The sequence below is a fragment of the Segatella copri genome (genome assembly GCF_019249795.2).
Classification (GTDB): domain Bacteria; phylum Bacteroidota; class Bacteroidia; order Bacteroidales; family Bacteroidaceae; genus Prevotella; species Prevotella copri_B.
Map to the genome: position 1 here is coordinate 38,711 of NZ_CP156893.1, position 17,804 is coordinate 56,514.

At 43.0% G+C, this 17,804-nt stretch carries 12 protein-coding genes; 7 read left to right on the forward strand and 5 right to left on the reverse strand.

Translation table 11 applies throughout. The features are described from left to right. Positions 1-100: 100 nt before the first annotated feature. From KUA48_RS15250 to KUA48_RS15270, 5 genes are all read right to left on the reverse strand, one after another. Complete coding sequence (locus KUA48_RS15250; RefSeq protein WP_256624474.1) at positions 101-2,197, reverse strand: calcineurin-like phosphoesterase C-terminal domain-containing protein; 2,097 nt, start codon at positions 2,195-2,197, stop codon at positions 101-103. A gap of 71 nt (positions 2,198-2,268) precedes the next feature. After that, positions 2,269-2,748, reverse strand: coding sequence for a hypothetical protein (locus KUA48_RS15255; RefSeq protein ID WP_218433294.1), 480 nt, complete (start codon positions 2,746-2,748; stop codon positions 2,269-2,271). Between the two features lie 32 nt (positions 2,749-2,780). Next, positions 2,781-4,265, reverse strand: coding sequence for a SusD/RagB family nutrient-binding outer membrane lipoprotein (locus KUA48_RS15260; RefSeq protein WP_218433295.1), 1,485 nt, complete (start codon positions 4,263-4,265; stop codon positions 2,781-2,783). A gap of 39 nt (positions 4,266-4,304) precedes the next feature. Continuing rightward, positions 4,305-7,433: a SusC/RagA family TonB-linked outer membrane protein gene (locus tag KUA48_RS15265; protein WP_118255743.1), complete on the reverse strand. Its 3,129-nt coding sequence runs from the start codon at positions 7,431-7,433 to the stop codon at positions 4,305-4,307. A gap of 233 nt (positions 7,434-7,666) precedes the next feature. Continuing rightward, positions 7,667-9,100 (reverse strand): hypothetical protein, encoded by a 1,434-nt coding sequence (locus tag KUA48_RS15270; RefSeq protein WP_218433296.1) that lies wholly within the window; start codon positions 9,098-9,100, stop codon positions 7,667-7,669. 300 nt (positions 9,101-9,400) lie between these two features. On the opposite strand from KUA48_RS15270, the gene KUA48_RS15275 reads away from it, so the two are divergent. The 7 genes from KUA48_RS15275 (at position 9,401) to KUA48_RS15305 (ending at position 17,744) form a co-directional block, all read left to right on the forward strand. Further along, complete coding sequence (locus KUA48_RS15275) at positions 9,401-9,664, forward strand: hypothetical protein (protein ID WP_256624475.1); 264 nt, start codon at positions 9,401-9,403, stop codon at positions 9,662-9,664. Between the two features lie 1,469 nt (positions 9,665-11,133). Then, complete coding sequence (locus KUA48_RS15280) at positions 11,134-11,571, forward strand: Hsp20/alpha crystallin family protein (protein ID WP_218433297.1); 438 nt, start codon at positions 11,134-11,136, stop codon at positions 11,569-11,571. 134 nt (positions 11,572-11,705) lie between these two features. Continuing rightward, positions 11,706-12,326 (forward strand): DUF4251 domain-containing protein, encoded by a 621-nt coding sequence (locus tag KUA48_RS15285; RefSeq protein WP_256624476.1) that lies wholly within the window; start codon positions 11,706-11,708, stop codon positions 12,324-12,326. 409 nt (positions 12,327-12,735) lie between these two features. Beyond that, positions 12,736-13,311 carry a DUF3575 domain-containing protein gene (locus KUA48_RS15290; RefSeq protein WP_228115343.1) on the forward strand — a complete coding sequence of 192 codons (576 nt, stop codon included), beginning with the start codon at positions 12,736-12,738 and terminating at the stop codon, positions 13,309-13,311. An 85-nt stretch (positions 13,312-13,396) separates the two neighbouring features. After that, the gene (locus KUA48_RS15295) at positions 13,397-14,734 is read left to right on the forward strand and encodes a DUF3868 domain-containing protein (protein WP_218433298.1); all 1,338 of its coding nucleotides are present in this window, start codon (positions 13,397-13,399) and stop codon (positions 14,732-14,734) included. Positions 14,735-14,783: 49 nt separating this feature from the next. Beyond that, positions 14,784-16,544: an Mfa1 family fimbria major subunit gene (locus tag KUA48_RS15300; protein ID WP_153094017.1), complete on the forward strand. Its 1,761-nt coding sequence runs from the start codon at positions 14,784-14,786 to the stop codon at positions 16,542-16,544. A gap of 117 nt (positions 16,545-16,661) precedes the next feature. After that, a complete protein-coding gene (locus tag KUA48_RS15305; RefSeq protein ID WP_218433300.1) occupies positions 16,662-17,744 on the forward strand; it encodes a FimB/Mfa2 family fimbrial subunit in 1,083 nt (360 codons plus the stop codon). Positions 17,745-17,804 lie beyond the last annotated feature (60 nt).

Here is a 17,804-nt window from a genome sequence, read left to right on the forward strand (position 1 = left end):
TACTATCCGTTGTATTCCAAACATTATGATTGTTCTAAATACTACAACTCCATCCTGTACCATATAAATGCCTGTTATGAACCAGGTACTGATGAAGCTATCAGAACTTCCTTGCCAGTTTCTCTGCCTCTACCGGCTTATTGGTAGTAATGAAATCAACATTCATTTCAATGAGCTTCTTGATGATAACATCATCATCAGAAGTCCATCCATTTACCTTCAATCCCAATTCATGAGCTTCTTTAATCCACTCAGGATGCTTGAAAAGTATCTTATAACTATAATCAATACCTTGATAACCAAGTTTCTTCACTTCAGCTGGTGTATAATTGCCATTAACATAATAAATAACAGCATTAGAATCCAACTGACGAACCAATGCACAAGCTGCAGAACTGAAAGAGATATACTCCACCTGTTTGGTCAAGCCCATACGATTCACCATCTCCACCGTTTTGCGAGTAAGACGATCTTCGTCGCACTGTAAAGGTTGTCTTTTGATTTCAAGAATCAGTTTTATTGCAGGATGATTCTTCAACTCATTTAAATATTGCTCTAAGGTTGATACTTCTTCTCCATTTTTTAGAAGTTGTATTTTCAAATCAGCATACTTTGAATCAGCAATGATCAAATCATTGATTTTCGGGTCATGGTTGACAATGATAACACTGTCAGCAGTGATATGCAGATCACATTCAGAACCGTAAACCTTGGCATCTGCAGCCTTACGCAAAGAAGCTATCGAGTTTTGGGCCGAACCTTTCGTATCCCAATACCCACGATGTGCTATTATCTGAGTCTTAACTTTTGGATTTGAAATCAGAACAGTTTGCTCATATTTCTCTCCAAAATGATTGGTGAATACCACCGTAATATTCTTGGCATCAGAAGAAGGCAAGGCTCTAAACAGATGCCCGGTAGCAGTAAGACCTTCCTTATGTCCTTTGCTCGCAGCATAGGCTTCATCTACATCAACAAACTTCTCCATCTCACCCATGGCTTGTCCGTCCTGCAGCCATTCAACCTTGCAGCTTGGATCCCAATCCCAAACATTTACCACTACATATTGAGGCTGACTCAACATATTACCTTTACCATAAACACGCATCTGATAATCAATGCTATGACCTGTGGATTTATAATGCCATTTCAGCTGATTCCCATCCACATCCATCACCAGATAACCATTAGGCGCTCCACAGCGATTAACCTGACTCTTCCACCAGGCACCACAGGCGGCACCAATATTGTGTTCCAAAAGTTGAGCATCCATGACATTGTTCTGGAAATAATGAGTATGACCAGTCAAGACATGTACCTGATAATCCTTTAGGGCATCGGCCAACTCCTCTGCATTGCGAACATTGCCCTCACCCTCTGTGCTATTCCAACCAGCCGCATGCATATTGAGGAAGACCAAAGAGCCCTTCGGTACAAAACTCAAATCATGCTTCAGCCAGTCTAAATCAGCATCCGTAATAGCCTCTATATACTTCTTGTGACCCACGTAATTTATATTCTTCAACGTAACTACGTGTACTTTACCTATGTTGTAGGAATAATTGACAGGTCCGAAAAAACGGTGATAATATTGCTCTCCATATACAGGTGTACCAAGTGTCATATTATGCAAATCCTGATAACGCTTGTCGAAATCATGATTGCCTATACATTGGAAGGTAGTCATTTTGATGCCATCAAATGAGGCGGCATATTCACCATACAGGTTCATACTGTCAAATACTAAATCTCCCAAGGTATTGGCCACTACCTCTCTCTCTCGGCTCAGGGTATCCACATAGCCCTTCAAATCGCGGATAGATTCCTGCTTCCAACGCTTCATGTCATGCTCATTCTTTACCTGAGGATCAGAGATGGCAATATAATAAAACTTATCAGATAACTTTTTCCTCTTCTCCAAAATGAAATCATGTCGGCTGTGATCTTTTACAAGTTCATCCACGCGAACGTAAAAGCCTTTAGCAAGGCTCTTCTGGCAGGGAAGCACATAGGATGAAGGAGTGGATATACTGACGAACTTGCAGACATTGGTATCAGTAGGCAATGTCCATTCTCCAAGAGAATTGGTTTGCACAAAACTTCGGCCATTGTTTACAACCACCCCGGCAATCCCCTTACCCTTGATGTCTTTTACCTTACCGGAAAAAACAAAAGAAGAAGCTTGTTGGGCAGCCATACCCAATGGCATGGCCCCAATAGACGCTAACAACAGAATTTTACTCAGATTTTTATTCATCACGCTAAAAACTAAACATTTATCAATTTAATATGGTCAAAGAAAGCCAAAGCCTCTTCTGCAGTATTGGCATCACCGGCAGCCTCCTCCAAGGCTGCAGTATCACTCTCCAGGCAGATGATGTTGGCACAATCCAGTACATGACTCATGATTCGAATTGCCTCCTCTTTGGTCATATGCTGCGACTTATAGCTCTTCTTTACATATTTGTTAACACGCTCCACGGCCTTGAAGACAGCCGGCTTTCTAAATTCTGTTCCTGAAGAACTCAACCCCACCTCTACCTCATAGGTGTGGGTATAGTTACAGAGGAAAGTATTCCATTTCTTGGTAATCTCACCACCTAAGAAATGCTCTTCATCAAAAGCTGGCTTGACATTGGGAATCTCCCCACCATATACTTCGAGCGTAAACTCTTTCTTGTCCTGTGCAGCCATGTGGGCAATAGTACCCATCAGAAGCGCTGCAATCAAAAATAGTCTTACTTTCATTTTTTCAATCCTTTCATTAAACATCTAATCAATTATAATTCTGGTCTCTTCTGCCAGATCAGTCGGGTATTGAAATCATCACCACCCATCGATTTCACAGCCTCCAAATAATGTTCACGATTCATACGTTGCAAGATAGCTGGGTATTTGAAACGATATGGCATATGCAATGAAGCATCTACACCTGGACCTTTCGGTACATCAGGATAACCGGTACGATTATACTCAAACCATTGCTGGAAATCAATAAAGAAGAGTGCATAGAACTTCTGTTCCATGATGCGGCGAAGCGTTCCATCATACGCTGCCTTCCCGTTATCAAAATACCCGTCAGGAACCTCAACTCCCCATTGCGTAATAGCTGCAGCAACAGCTTTTTCATAGAGCAGCTTGGCATCATCAGAGATAAGACCGCGTTGTGCCAACTCTGCCTTGATGAAGAGTACCTCTGCATAGGTGAGACACTGTATATCCTGTGGCGCTGTGGCCAGATTTGCCGCATTTGGAGAAGAAGCAGTAAATGTAGGCTCCACATCATAACCACTAGGCAAACCGATAAAGGAAGTAACCTCTTGACCGGTTTGAGGATCCTTATTGGTAGCCTGAGTTGCAAACACTTCCAGACGAGGATCCTTCCAATCCTGAAGACGATCGATGAAAAATGCAGAAAGTGACTTGTAGGCAGAAAGGTCTGATGGACGTGTCATTGGAGCTTCATCAGGAGCAATTCCTGAGATATGTACCTTAGCATTGTCATCATTCGATTCAAAAACCGGATAAGTAGTAGGATCTGCCAACATCTTCTTCAACTCAGCCTTGGCCAAATCACCCAATTCCTTGGAATCTATGACACGCAGCAAAGCGCGCAAACGCAAGGAGTTGGTAAACTTCTTCCATTTCAGGATGCCCTGCAAGTCAGAACCGCTGCTGCAATACATCTTGTCACCATTGGTATTGAACTGCAAACCTTTTTTGAGATTATATATGCTGTTCGCCACATCCAAGCTGTCGATGATAAACCTGTAGACATCAGTCTGAGACTCAAACTTTGGATAGTAGAGCTGTTCCTCACCACGGCATGATTCCTGTACAGGAATATCACCGAAGGCATCTGTCGTGTTCTCAAATATCCAGCATCTGAGGGTCAATGCAATTGCCTGATAGTTCGGATCTCCCACTTTCACGGCTTCGTCATAGATGGCCTTGGCATTGGTATTCCATTTGTAATAATTGGTCCAGACGCCATCACCTGCCGTATCACTGATGTTGAACCAGCCCACACCGCTGGTGGAGTTTGTTGTTACAAGGCACTGCATCAACTGGAAGGTCCAGCTATTGTATCGGGTCCAGGTGTAAGTGCCCATACCATAAATGAGAGGATCCAAAAAACTTCCAGCATTAGCAGTATTCATACGGGTTGGATCCACATTGGTATCGTCCATTGATTCGCATGCCGAGGTCATCAGCATGAAAGGAACGATCATCAGCGTCATTATATTTCTAAAAATCTTTTTCATCGATTCTTTCTTTTTTTGTTCATTACATTTTATTCTTAACTAGAAATCAACTTTGAGATTAACACCCCAGGAACGACTGGTAGGAAGAGTACCCACCTCTACACCTGGTACAAATGTATTGCCATCAAGTGAGGTTGTCTCCGGGTCATACATTGGATAACTGGTAATGCAAAGCAGATTGCGCCCATATATACCCACTGAAGCATTGTTGATGAAAGTATTCTTCAACCAAGATTTTGGCAACTGATAATCCAGACGAACCTCGCGAAGCTTGAGATAAGTGGTACTGAAAGTATTGGTTTCCACATTACCAATGCGGTAATACTCCTTATAATATGACTCCAGGGTGACAAGTTTCTGATTCGGACTATAAGTACCATCTCCGTTATCAACCACACCCGGTGCTATGCAATACACACCAGCTACAGGAGTAATCTTCTGCTTTTCAAAGAGCTTCAGAACATCAGGGTCCGCAATATCCAGGTAGAGACTGGTTCCAGGCTTTCTACCATTCAAGGTCTCAGCCAGGTGACCCTGTTCGCACATCTTGTGATGTGACTGAGAATAGGTCATACCTCCAACCTTTCCATCCCATTGCATGGAGAATGACCAGTTCTTGAAGCGCAAAGAGGTATTGAACGCACCCTCCCAGTCTGGTAAGGCACATGCCACATATTCAATCTCAGAAGGACGAGCAGGCAAACCGGCAGAAGTGATAATCACCTCACCCTTAGCATTACGCTTGAGTTTGTAGCCCCAGATATCTCCCGTGGTTCCACCTTTAGTGCCGATGATACTTACATTGCCACTCACATAAGAACCGAGAATCTGACGCTCATCAGCAAATTCAGAAAGTGATTCTATCTTGTTCTTATTGGTTGACCAGGTAGCGGTCATATCCCACTGCCAATCTCTATTCCTGATAGGAGTACCACGGAGTACGATCTCCACACCTCTGTTGCTGACACATCCCGAATTGATGGTACCCTTGGTGTATCCAGTAGTAGGATCAAAGGGAGCATTGAGAATCTGATTCTTGGTGCGATTATAATAATAGGTCACATCCAATCCCAAACGGCTGCCAAATGCTTTGAAATCCAATCCTCCTTCCCAGTTGGTAGACATCTCGGGCTTGAAGTCGGCATTATAAAGTGTACCTGGCTTAACCAAAGAACCCGAGAAATCACTAGTTGTATAGTAAGGTGATGTCTTGTAAGGCTGAGTATCATTACCCACCTGTGCCCAAGAAGCGCGCACTTTCAGCAGATTCACCCACTTTGGCATTTTCATCATGCTATTCAACACACCACTCAGACTCACAGAAGGATAGAAGAAAGAACGATTCTTGCGCGGCAAGGTAGATGACCAGTCATTGCGCCCTGTTATATCCAGGAACAACATCTCCTGATAAGCCAGATTAGCCATGAAATAAAGCGAGTTCACACGCTTCTTGCGAATAGTGGTACCAACCAATGGATTTGAAACTCCATTGGCCAAACTATATACACCAGGCGTATTCAAACCGGTAACAGAAGCTGACAACAAATCATAATACGACTGCATCATGTTACCACCCGCTGAAGCATTCACGTTGAGTCCATTCTCGAAACTGTTATGGTAAGATAAAAGTACATCAGAGTTAACCTCATAGTCAAAGATGTTCTGCTTCTTGAAGAAACCGGTAGGGAAAGCCTTGTCATCCCATGGTCTGTGCTGTTCCTGCTGCTGAGCCGTAGCCTGTAAACCAGAACGCAATTGCAAATCAAGGAAACGATTGATGGTAAAATTGGCAGAAATATTACCATTGAAACTATGCTTCTTTGCAGGGTTGGTTGCCTCGTAAAGCAAAACATACGGATTAGGCAGATAACTGGAGAATGGACGTATCTGCTTGATATTCTCCTTACCCTTGTACCACATTGGCTTAAACCAATCGAGGTTGAAGTTAGGATTCATGAATATCAGGAAATAGCTTAAGGAGTTAGAGTTATAGGTAAGCTGAGGAGTATTCTCCACATCTCTGTAAGTATAACTCATACGTGCATTGATCTTCACACGCTTGGAAATCTGTTGTGATCCGGCGAAAGCTGCAGTCAAGCGCTGATAGCCAGAGTTAGGCAAAATCCATTCACTCTTACTATGAGTCAAAGAGATACGCATATTGCCTGTACCGTTATTACCAGTCAAGGCCAGGGAGTTGGTCATCGTATGCCCCGTTTGGAACAATCCGGAGTGATTGTCTTTATAGGCTCTCCAAGGAGTGGCCACATCAGCACGACCTTCTTTCTCCGGGTCATATTGATAGAACATCTGTCCATCAAACTTCGCACCAAAAGCTGAGCTTGTACCACTGGTGCTAGCCAAACCATCATCACCTGCACCATAGGAGTAATAAGGTTGTCCAGCCCACTCTGTCCCCTTAGAACCGATGTTCTTGGCTACACCCTGTCCGAATTCATACTGATAATCAGGAAAGTGAGCAGCTTGTTCCCAGGAATTATTGAAATTATAACTGATACCTAATCCCTTCTTGGCCTTCTTACCAGACTTGGTGGTAACCATAATGACACCATTAGCAGCTCTTGAACCATAGAGAGCAGAGGCAGACGCTCCCTTCAATACCTGAATGCTCTCAATGTCATCCGGATTTAAATCAGAGAATCCATTACCAAAGTCAATCGAACCTTCGGAGTTGCCACCGGCACCATAAGAGCCACCAGGATTATTCATAGGGCTGGAAAGTGGCACACCATCCACAACGATAAGTGCGCCATTTCCGTCCATATTCATGGAAACGTTGCCACGAAGATTAATCTGGGTTGATGACAGGGGACCACCGGCTGAAATGACATTCAAACCTGCCACCTGTCCCTGCAAAGCTTGAGACCAGTTGGCAGGCATCGTTGCCGTAATTTCAGAACCAGATACGGTTTGGGTAGCATATCCGAGACTTTTTTCCTCACGCTTGATACCCAAAGCGGTAACCACTACATTATTCAGTTCTATAGGATCGTCGCTGAACTTCGACTTCTGTATTTTTTTACCATTTACAGAACTTTTCTTTTCAATAGTCTTGCTGCTATCCTGTGCAACTTGACCATACATGCTTCCTGCAGTACAGCATAATGTGAGCGCGAAGAAACAATGCTTCATACGTTGCTTTTTCATTTACTACCTTTTTATAGAGAATTCATAACTAACAATTTCTGGTGCAAAGGTAGGACTATGATATTACGTATTGAGGTCAATGAGGATACATTCTATTTACTTTCTTGTTGCCAAAGAATTACAAACAAAGCTAACTTCCACATATACAACAGATTGCAAAAAAATGGAGCAAACTAAAGACAACAGTTTGCAAAACTCAGCCAAAGGAAGAATGTTTTGATGCCTTTACTCCATTACCTGTTGCTGTCTTCCTCTAACCTGTGATACCGTTCATATACATCAAGAGCATACTCCTGCCTGAGCAGTTCACCCCGATGAAGCCCTTCAACCACCTCTGCCGTAAGTCCACAATCACTGAAATCAACAAGATAAGTACAAAGCAACTTGTTGATGATAGGAATGAGATCCTTTGCTCCTAAGCTGCAAGCTAAATCAATGGCCGCAGCCACCACGTAACCATCACAACAGTCAGCGGTTTCCAATCTGCCATCATAGAAGACGAGCATGTCCTTCACCCACGCTGTCGCCTGTTCCTTCAAGGCAGGATTCTTTTCAACATAAAACTCCACATATTCATAAACGTTCATGCGGCAGTAATGGTCAAGCTTTGGCGTTTTCAGGAATTTCGTGAATTCAGAGAAAGGATCCGGATTCAACTTGTAGAGGGTTGGGGCAAAGAGATAATTGGTCGCCAGCCAGCTCAACTGATCTAAGAAATCACTTTCAAACTTCAATACATCCATCAGAAGACGGAAAGATTCCATGTTACCCACCTCTGCAAGAAGGATGATGCTATGACGTATGGCAGCAAACAATTCCCCTGTCGCTTTCAAATGCTGGTATTTGCCCAAGCCATACCTGATTATGTTCTCCAAGTCCTGACGCAACTCCTCGTGATCTATAGTCAGCAAGAGATCGATGATGTGATCCGGCAGGATCCATTTATAGGCATGAAAAGTCAGATACGACATCACTTCGGGATTCAGCAGCTTGATATGAGTTGGATATGATGGCAATTCGTAGCCATACACTTCCTCATGGATTTCATATTCACAACCCTGAAATTCCTCTTCATGCCAATCCCATCCACCAATATATGCCGTACTATCTCCTATTCGGAACTTGAAGTTTCTGCCAAGATGTTCCTGCATGGTAGAAAGATAACAAGATGCCTCCAACCTGTCTTCTGCAAGCTGATAATGCATACCATTCAAGCCCCATTGATATTCAATGAGAGGAACGTTGTCATCATCTTCTTCCAGGATATATTGAGTAATGTCCCATGCATCAACAGGTTCAATGCCGGCTTCCTCAGCAAATTCAATGGAACCATAGATCAGATTGTGAGCCACCTCATATGGTATCTCCACCATCCTGTCATTCTCTTTATCCGAGTAGTACTCAACAATTTCTGCCAACTTTCTGGGTGATACGTTGAAGAAATATCTGGTTCCTATCAGACCCCTGCACAACTTGTCGATGCAGAAATCCGCACATGTTACAGTTCCCTTTGGGTGAATACGTGTCACGATGACCATAATTTCATCGGCATCTTTCCAGTTGGCATAAGTATAGCATTTGCCAAGAGGAAGCATACGGGCTTTCTCCTTGATATATTTCTCCGGACTCATCGGCTGAGCACCGGATTTATTGTTCTTTTTCCCCATTCGTTTTAAATTTATCTTATCTATCAATTTTTCCAGTAAACAAAAGTATTGAACACCTGTCGGCGGGAAGCCTAAACTTCTCTCATTTGAACATAAAGGAAAAACATCTGATCAGGAATAGAACGTTAGTTTACCTTATGTCAAATCCTAGAGACTATTATCAATGAAAGAATCCAATTCTTTACACTGCTTATAGTACGTATACACTTCCTTTATAGAACAAATTTTTGACATCATATATTTATTACATAGCACTTCGAGAGAAGAAGATGTTGAGCCAATGCCATCAAATTACAGGAATTGTATCAGGCAGGAAAGAAATGGGGCGTGAAGGTAGATGGTAAAGTTATCGTGCCACCCCTCTACTGCAGTATAGCGCAACCTGTTGGTGCCTATTGCGCCTTTGAACAGATACCCAAACATTGGAGCATTATGACATTGAAAGGAAAAGTGATTGTTGATGCCAAATATGAGAAGGTGGAGATTCGTGACAATGGAATCGCCGTGGTAACAGGCATAATGGGAAAAACACAGACAATCAAACTTTTAAAGGTAAAAAAGTAAAAGGGTAAAAAGGATTTTTGCTTTTTGAAATGACAATGAAGAAGATCAATGCTGTAAGCATGCAATAAAGCAATAGACAAATAGCGCAATACCTATATAGATATAAAAGTTAAGGGCGCTCTATCCTTTAGGAAGGAGCGCCCTTTTCTTATCATCTGACAGGAATCCCTATCTTGTTACACACATATCAATGCGAGAAAAATGATATATATAAATTATTGCCACAAAAACAACATATCCGATAGCAAAATGTCATTTTTAAGGCTAAAAACAAGTGGTTGACCCATATCAAGAAAGACATATTGCAATGATATTTCTCGGCAAAAGATGCCGTTATTCGATAAAAAAGTGTTAACTTTGCACTCGCATTTAAGGAATAACAAATAATAAATTTTAAAAAGGTTAATAATTATGATGACTATTTTTACAATGGCTTTCGCCGCAGTTATGTTTTCAGGTATGGTTCTTTGCATGGGCATGTTCTTGAAACACGTAGTAGACTCAATTCCAGAAATGGCTAACATGAGCCATTCTGTTAGCTTGAGCAAGTAAGAATAGAACACTACGATATACATAATATATATATATGAATCACTTTAGAAATAGAGAGAGATTTATATAACGATGAGGGTGTGTCATAAGTCTGGATAATAGTTGGTGTATAACAGTTGGCTACCGCATGCACAACAGGTGTTGTGCATGCGCATATCAGCTGTTATGCAAGCGCACAACAGCTGTTGTGCGATCGAAGATACTGACTGTCTCAACAACATATCCTATCTCTTCCAACAACATATCCTATCTCTTTCAGCGTCATATCCTATCTCTTTCAACAAATAGAAGAGGGTGAATCATAAACTTATGACACATCCTCATCTTGCTTAATATTCCATCGAGAAGGTGATACCTCTTCGCAGACATTTTACTTAAATGCCTGAATATACTGCTTTAAAGCATCACGTAATATCTCTTCACAACTCTTTTTTGTCTTAATCTTAGTTCATAGTCTTCATCAGACAAATAAGTCTGAACACCATGCATAGTGGCTCTTTTCTCTGCAAGAGACATCTTCTGTTTCTTAACAACAGTATGCTGTAGCGGTACTGATGGCATGGATTGAAAAACAGGTTTAAAAAACATGAAGTTTTAGCAGTAAAGTTTAAATTAATTATCCATTGTTGTCAATTTTGCAGAATCTTTAGTCAAAATTGGCAAAAACTGTTTATTCCAAATCTACAAACCGGGTTGGCACGTAACTTGCTCCTACATAGAGTGAAAGCCGAAGCCGAAAGGGCAAGGGGAACGACAAGAACCCTAAGTAATGACAGTTGAGGGTTTCTAGAAATCCTTGAGCCTCGTAAGCCGAAGCAATCGTTATTAAAAAGGATAAATTAAAAACAATGAGAAATCCCGACTGAGCCGGAAGGCGAAGAGAGGACGAGAAAAATAGAATTTGGAGGTTTTACATTATGTTGTTAGCTCGTAGAAATAACAGTGTTTCAAATTGGTTGAACAGTTGGTTTAATGACAACTTCTTTGATACAAACTTGATGCCACGCATGAACGCAACAGCTCCTGCAGTCAACGTCAAGGAAAGTGCTACAGCTTATACGATGGAGGTTGCAGCTCCTGGTTTGAAGAAAGATATGGTCAAGATGAACATCGATAAGGATGGCTATCTGAATGTATCCATCGAGAACAAGGATGAGAAGAAGGAGGAGAAGGAAGAGCATTACTTGCGTCGTGAGTTCTCTTACAGCAGCTACTCTCAGAGTTATGCTTTGCCAGAGGATGCTGATCAGGAGAAGATTTCCGCTGAGGTCAGTGACGGTGTCTTGAAGATTGAGATTCCTAAGATAGCCAAGGAGGAGAAGAAAGACGATGTTAAGCACATTGAGGTTAAGTAATCTTTCTTGAAGTGCTATGCAGCTTTCAAGATACATTCATTGCATTGAGAAAATAATTAAAATTGGGGGCTAGTCCTGATTATGGGGCTAGCCCTTTTTTGAATATATGAATTTAATTTTGGAAAGGATCTAGGATGATAAGAATATTTATTTCACTTGTTTTCTGTCTGATGTCTGCCTTTGCCTGTGCGCAGTCAAACCAGTCAGATAATAGGTATCAATGGGGAAAAAACAAGGCCAGCGAGCAGTTGGTCAATGGTCTGAAGTCACGTCAGAAAACTCTCTGGAAAGAACAGCGCGATTTGCAAAACCGGATAGATAGTGTATATTGGGATGAAGCATTGGACGCTATTAAGGATACAACCTTTACTTTGGAAGCCGACAAGGTAGTTTTCCCGTATGGTCAGATTGCTTATGTTAATTCCAACACCAATTTCGTTTCCGTCAATAAGGACGATGCTGTTGTGCAGGTTGCCTTCAATGTACCCTTCTCCGGACCTAATGGCATTGGTGGAGTTACGGTTCAGGGAAGCGTAAGTGGATACAAAATTCAAACAGACAAGAAAGGGACTACACAAGTAAGTATGAGTGTTACTGGTATTGGTATCTCTGCCCAAATCTGGATTACCATGTATAAGGGAAGCCATGAAGCCAGTGTGGAAATTCTGCCTAACTTCAACTCTCGTAGGCTCACCCTTAATGGAGTCATACTACCTCTTCACAAGAGTACTGTATTTCAAGGGCGAACATTATAACAAAGAAGCCTGCTGACAATTATAGCCAGCAGGCTTTTTGCTTTCTTCGTCTTTCTGTCCCAAAAACTATGATTTCATGTCCAAAACTCTTCTTCGCCAGTGGGTTGCATCTTGCCCCCGCACTTTGGGCAAGTATGCATATCCCACCTGTGAATCCTGTCAGAACCACATCTTAGACATAGATTCCCAATGACGGCAAGCAGACGCCGATAATCATGTGCTTTATGATGTATGTACGCAAACAGATTGCATAAAGCGTGCAAACGTTTGCACAAAAAAATATAACCTTTTTGAAACTTTTTCTTGCTTCGTATTGGTTTTTTTCTTAAGTTTGCAGCCGAAAATAGATACCAACTAACAAACGAAGGCTAAGTTTAATATAAACGAAACCAAATATAAAAGTAAAGATATGATGAAGCAAACATTCATAAAATCAGCTATGTTGCTGCTGCTGATCCTTTCAATGGCAACGACGCGAGCGCAGGAGGTCGCTCTGAAGACCAACTTACTGGGATGGGCTTCCACATCTGCCAACGCCGGCATCGAAATCGGCACGGGCAAGAAAACAACCTTCCAACTCTTCGGCACCCTGAACCCCTGGAAGTTCTCGGGCGACAAGAAGATGAGATTCTGGAATGTTATGCCAGAATACAGATGGTACACCTGCCAGAAGTTTGGAGGCCATTTCTTCGGAATTCATGCCTTAGGCGGTGAATACAACATTAAAAACATTGACATGCCCTTCGGCATCCTGCCGAAAACTCTGGAGGGCAGGCACTATGAAGGCTGGTATGTAGGTGGAGGCCTCACCTACGGCTATCAGTGGCTACTCAATAAGCACCTCAATTTCGAAGGGTCTATCGGTTTGGGGTATGCCTACAGTCCTTACAAGCTTTACGGACGATGCGAAAAATGTCTCGACAAAGACCACCGCAACTATGTGGGCCCTACAAAAGCCGCACTATCTCTCATATACGTGTTCTAAGAATTTAATTTAACTGTGGTTTTAAACTGACAATAAAAACACGTAATAACTAGACAGAATACAAAAAAATTAGGGAAATCATAATATGGATAAAATGAAGCTTTATGCGGTCATTTCGCCCCTCTGCATACTCCTTTCTCAGGGCATCATGCCTGCTCAGGCTCAACAGCTGGCAGGGGGTAAGATTCAGGTAGAAAGCGTCTTGGCACGCAAGAACGGCAACCGGATGGACGTTGCCTTCCGTATGAATCTGAACGATTTGAAGATGAAATCAGAGCAGCAGATTGTTTTCACACCGGTAATGGTAGGAACTGATTCTATCGCTCTCAACCCTATCATCATCCAGGGTAGAAACCAGGCTGTAAGATACCGCCGACTTGCCGACAGCAAGAAGAATCCGCAGGCACAGGTTCTTACCCGCAAGAACAAGACCAGTCAGCAGGTTTACTTCGCCCAGTCTGTTCCTTATCAGAAATGGATGAAGAAGTTCAAACTCTCGGTGAAAGAAGATCTCTGCGGATGTGGCAACCTGATAGAACAGGACAATACGCTGATTGCGGATATCGACCGTACACCGAAGATTACGAAGGATTTCTTCGTGCAGCCGAAGGCGGAAGCCAAGAAGGTGAGAGCCGAAAAGGGTGAAGCCTATCTCAGCTTTGTGGTTAACAAGAGTTATATTCTTGCCAACTTCCGTGAGAATGCTACTGAGCTGAAGAAGATTACTTCCACCATCGACCTGGTGAAGAACGACAAGAACGTTGAAATCACAGATATTGATATCCATGGTTTTGCTTCACCTGATGGTTCGTATGCCAACAACAAGCGCCTTGCCAACGAGCGTGCAGCTGCCCTCCGTAAATATGTGAGCAGCCTCTACACCTTAAACAGCAAGCTCTTTACCTATCAGGCTACACCGGAAGACTGGGAAGGATTCAAGAAGAAGATTCAGGCTAGTCATCTGGCTGATAAGGAAGCAATTCTCGAGATAGCTAACTCCTCGCTGGCTCCCGACGATAAGGACCTGAAGATCAGAAAGCTCCATCCGACTAGTTACCGCTATATCCTGGATCATATCTATCCTCGTCTCCGTCATAGCGACTATACGGTAACCTACACGGTTCGTCCGTTCAGCATCGAAGAGGCCAAAGAGATATTGAAGACCAAACCACAGCAGCTTTCTCTGCAGGAGATGTTCCTGGTGGCACAGACTTACGAGCCGGGTTCGCCAGAGTTTAACGAGGTATTCGACATTGCCGTCCGCCTCTTCCCTGATGATGAGACAGCGAATCTCAATGCCGCCTGCACCGATTTGCAGAAAGGTGATCTTACTTCTGCCGAAAAGCATCTTGCCAAGGCAGGCAACTCGAAAGAGGCAGAGCGTGTAAGAGATGTCTTCAAGCAGATAAAGGAATTGGAATAACAGAAAATTAGAGAATAACGATTATAAACAAGCTTAACTTTCAAAGATTATGAAGATTAAACATTTATTTGGCTTGGCTGTCATCGCAGCTATGACAGCAAGCTGTTCAAGCAATGAGGACCTAGGAACCGCAGGTCCAGGTACTGGTACTAATGAAACTGGTGTTGGTTATGCAACTTTCACCATCAACTTGCCTTCGGTAGGTGGTTCTACTACTTCTGGTGCAAGAGGAACTCGTGCAGCAGATGATGGTGGTGCTGAAGTGGACGAAGGTACAGCAGATGAGTATAAAGTTTCTGACGCAACTGCCCTTATCTTCCAGAAGTATGGTGCAGATGAAGGTTCTTACAAGTTTGTTGAGAGCGTAAATTTACCTGTTACGGCTACAGATTGGGAAGACGATACAGAAGCAGGTATCACCACAAAATCTAAAAAGTTGGTAGCAAAGCTTACCAATGTGGATACTAAGAATACATATGGTGTTTTGGTTTTACTCAATAACAAAGCTAGTAGTGGTGGCGTAAAGATTAAATTGCCTACTGCAGGTCAAAGTTATAATGAGTGGAATAACGAGGCTCAGAGTCCTAATTTAACTGAGTTGACAAAAGCAGACAACTTCTATATGGCTAATGCTCCATTGAATGAATCTGGCTCAGTAACAACTTTGGTTAAAATTGATAAAAATAATATCTATGCTACAGAGGCAGAGGCTAAGGCTAATTCTTCTGCAAATGTTTATGTAGAGCGTGGAGTAGCAAAGATGTCTGTTGCTGATCCTGCAACAAAAACTGTTGTGGACAAGGCAACCCCAACAGTTACTACACAGAGTACAGTAACATTTAACAATTGGGCTTTGGATATCACAAACAAGAAGACATATGCTGTTCATAATATTGATGGCTTGAAATCTGATTTTGACGATATTTGGAAGACAGATCGTTTCATAGGTACTAACAGCCGTGTTTATTGGGGTAAGGATCCTAACTACAATATGGATGATCTCAAGAAAAATAATGCTACTGATGATAGCAAAAGAGGCGAAGAATTCAATTTCATCACTGCTACAAGTGAGATTAATAAAGCCTTTACCGAGTCAGCATATTGCTTAGAGAATACCTTCAACTTGGCAAACATGTATCAGGGTCAGACAACCCGTGTTATCTTCAAGGCAACATATGCTCCTAAGAATGATGCAGGCAAAAGCCTTGCAGAGGAAGATGGAACTTTCTACACCATCGGTAATATGACAACTATCCTGAAAAAAGCAGACTTAGAGACTGCAGTTAATACTGCAGCAACTTCAGTTCTCCCAGGTTGTACAGTTAACTATGCAAATCTCGAGACTGAAGGTTCACATGTGATTACTTTGGAAGATATCAAGGATGGTACTTCTGGTGCAGTTCTCGAAGCCGCAACGACTTATGGCACAAAGACAGGTGAACAAATCGTTAAAGAGATTAATGAAAAACTCGGCTTGACTGATGGAGCTGGTCGTCCAGAAGCGATGGTTGGTATCAATACCTATCTTAATGGTGTTACATATTATATCGCTCGTGTTAAGCACTTCGGCTCATTGACTCCATGGAGCTCAGGTGAATCTTATGGAACAGATAACGTCAAGTATCTTGGCCGTTATGGTATGCTCCGTAACAACTGGTATGAATTGAAGGTTGGCAACGTCTATGGTCCTGGCTACCCTGGTGTACCTCCAGTAGACCCAACTCTGCCAGATGATGAGAATGAGAAGTATCTCAGTGTCAGCGTGAAGATCCTTTCTTGGGCTAAGCGTTCAGACACAGTCGATTTGTAATCCATTACACATTATTATATATAGCTCAGCCGCTCTAGCGCTAAGGAGCAGCTGGCTATCTCGGAAAAATAAGAATCTATTTATACACTTTACTTTTTCATAAAACAGATAAGCATCATGGCAAACAAGAAGTTTAACAGTTGGATCAAGAATATATGCATGGGATGGGGCTTCATCATGGCCGGCAGCCTGCTAGCAAGCTGCAACGACTTGATGCACGACGACCTGCCTCCTTGTGACATGGGTGTTGACTTGCAGTTCAAGTACGACTACAACGTGCAGCGTGCCGACATGTTCAAAGATCATGTGGGCGGACTCTGCGTATTCGTATACGACGAGCAGGGCAACTTCATTGCTCGCCATGATGCCTATAACGATGCGACATCACAGCCGCTCAAGGACCCTAACTATGCCATGCGAATCAATCTGGAACCGGGCAAATACAGATTCGCAACCTTCGCCTTCCAAAAGAAATATGAAGATGCACTTGCGCAGCCAGGTGCCAAATTCCAGATAGCTCTGCCACAGCAGGGTGACAACATCACCGCCCTCCATGCACGTCTCGACCGCGAACAGGGCAAGGTGAACAACCAGAGCCAACCGCTCGATACACTCTGGCAAGGACTCAGCAACGAACTGGTTGAAGTAAAAGACCTGCAGGTTACACGCCATACCATCGGTCTGGTTCGTGATACCAAGCAGCTCACCATCAGCCTGCATCAGACCGACGAGCCTGCCAACATCAATGCCGATGACTTCAGTTATCAGATAACCAATGCCAACGGCGATATCAGTTACGACAACTCTCTCCTCCCCGACGAGGAGTTGACATATACCCCATACTACACCTGGACCACTGAGTTTAAGGATACCGAGGGCAATGTAAAGGAGCGCACCGCTCATGCCGCCCTCATGTTCTCCCGACTCATCTGGCATCCGGCAGAAGAAAACGACAAGAACGCCATCCTCACCATCACGAACAAGACTACTGGCGAAGAGGTGGCACGCATCAATCTTGCAGACTTTCTGGCTCAAGGCCGTGGTGCCTTCGAAGCCCGCCATTATTCAGAGCAGGAATTCCTGGACCGAGAGTACGACTACAAGCTCGACTTCTTCCTCCAGGGCAACCAGTGGAAGTATGTGCAGCTCAGCATTTCCATCCTGGATTGGAGCAAGCGCATCCAGCGTGTCGATTTCTAACCGTTTCAGGTGTCAGAGCCCCTTCCGGGCATTTAGCTCATAAGAGTATTTGACTTTAAA

Coding starts and splice junctions, on each gene's coding strand:
- KUA48_RS15250 (WP_256624474.1), bottom strand. CDS start 2,197: ATGGCTGCCCAACAAGCTTCTTCTTTTGTTTTTTCCGGTAAGGTAAAA.
- KUA48_RS15255 (WP_218433294.1), bottom strand. CDS start 2,748: ATGAAAGTAAGACTATTTTTGATTGCAGCGCTTCTGATGGGTACTATT.
- KUA48_RS15260 (WP_218433295.1), bottom strand. CDS start 4,265: ATGAAAAAGATTTTTAGAAATATAATGACGCTGATGATCGTTCCTTTC.
- KUA48_RS15265 (WP_118255743.1), bottom strand. CDS start 7,433: ATGAAAAAGCAACGTATGAAGCATTGTTTCTTCGCGCTCACATTATGC.
- KUA48_RS15270 (WP_218433296.1), bottom strand. CDS start 9,100: ATGGGGAAAAAGAACAATAAATCCGGTGCTCAGCCGATGAGTCCGGAG.
- KUA48_RS15280 (WP_218433297.1), top strand. CDS start 11,134: ATGTTGTTAGCTCGTAGAAATAACAGTGTTTCAAATTGGTTGAACAGT.
- KUA48_RS15285 (WP_256624476.1), top strand. CDS start 11,706: ATGATAAGAATATTTATTTCACTTGTTTTCTGTCTGATGTCTGCCTTT.
- KUA48_RS15290 (WP_228115343.1), top strand. CDS start 12,736: ATGATGAAGCAAACATTCATAAAATCAGCTATGTTGCTGCTGCTGATC.
- KUA48_RS15295 (WP_218433298.1), top strand. CDS start 13,397: ATGGATAAAATGAAGCTTTATGCGGTCATTTCGCCCCTCTGCATACTC.
- KUA48_RS15300 (WP_153094017.1), top strand. CDS start 14,784: ATGAAGATTAAACATTTATTTGGCTTGGCTGTCATCGCAGCTATGACA.
- KUA48_RS15305 (WP_218433300.1), top strand. CDS start 16,662: ATGGCAAACAAGAAGTTTAACAGTTGGATCAAGAATATATGCATGGGA.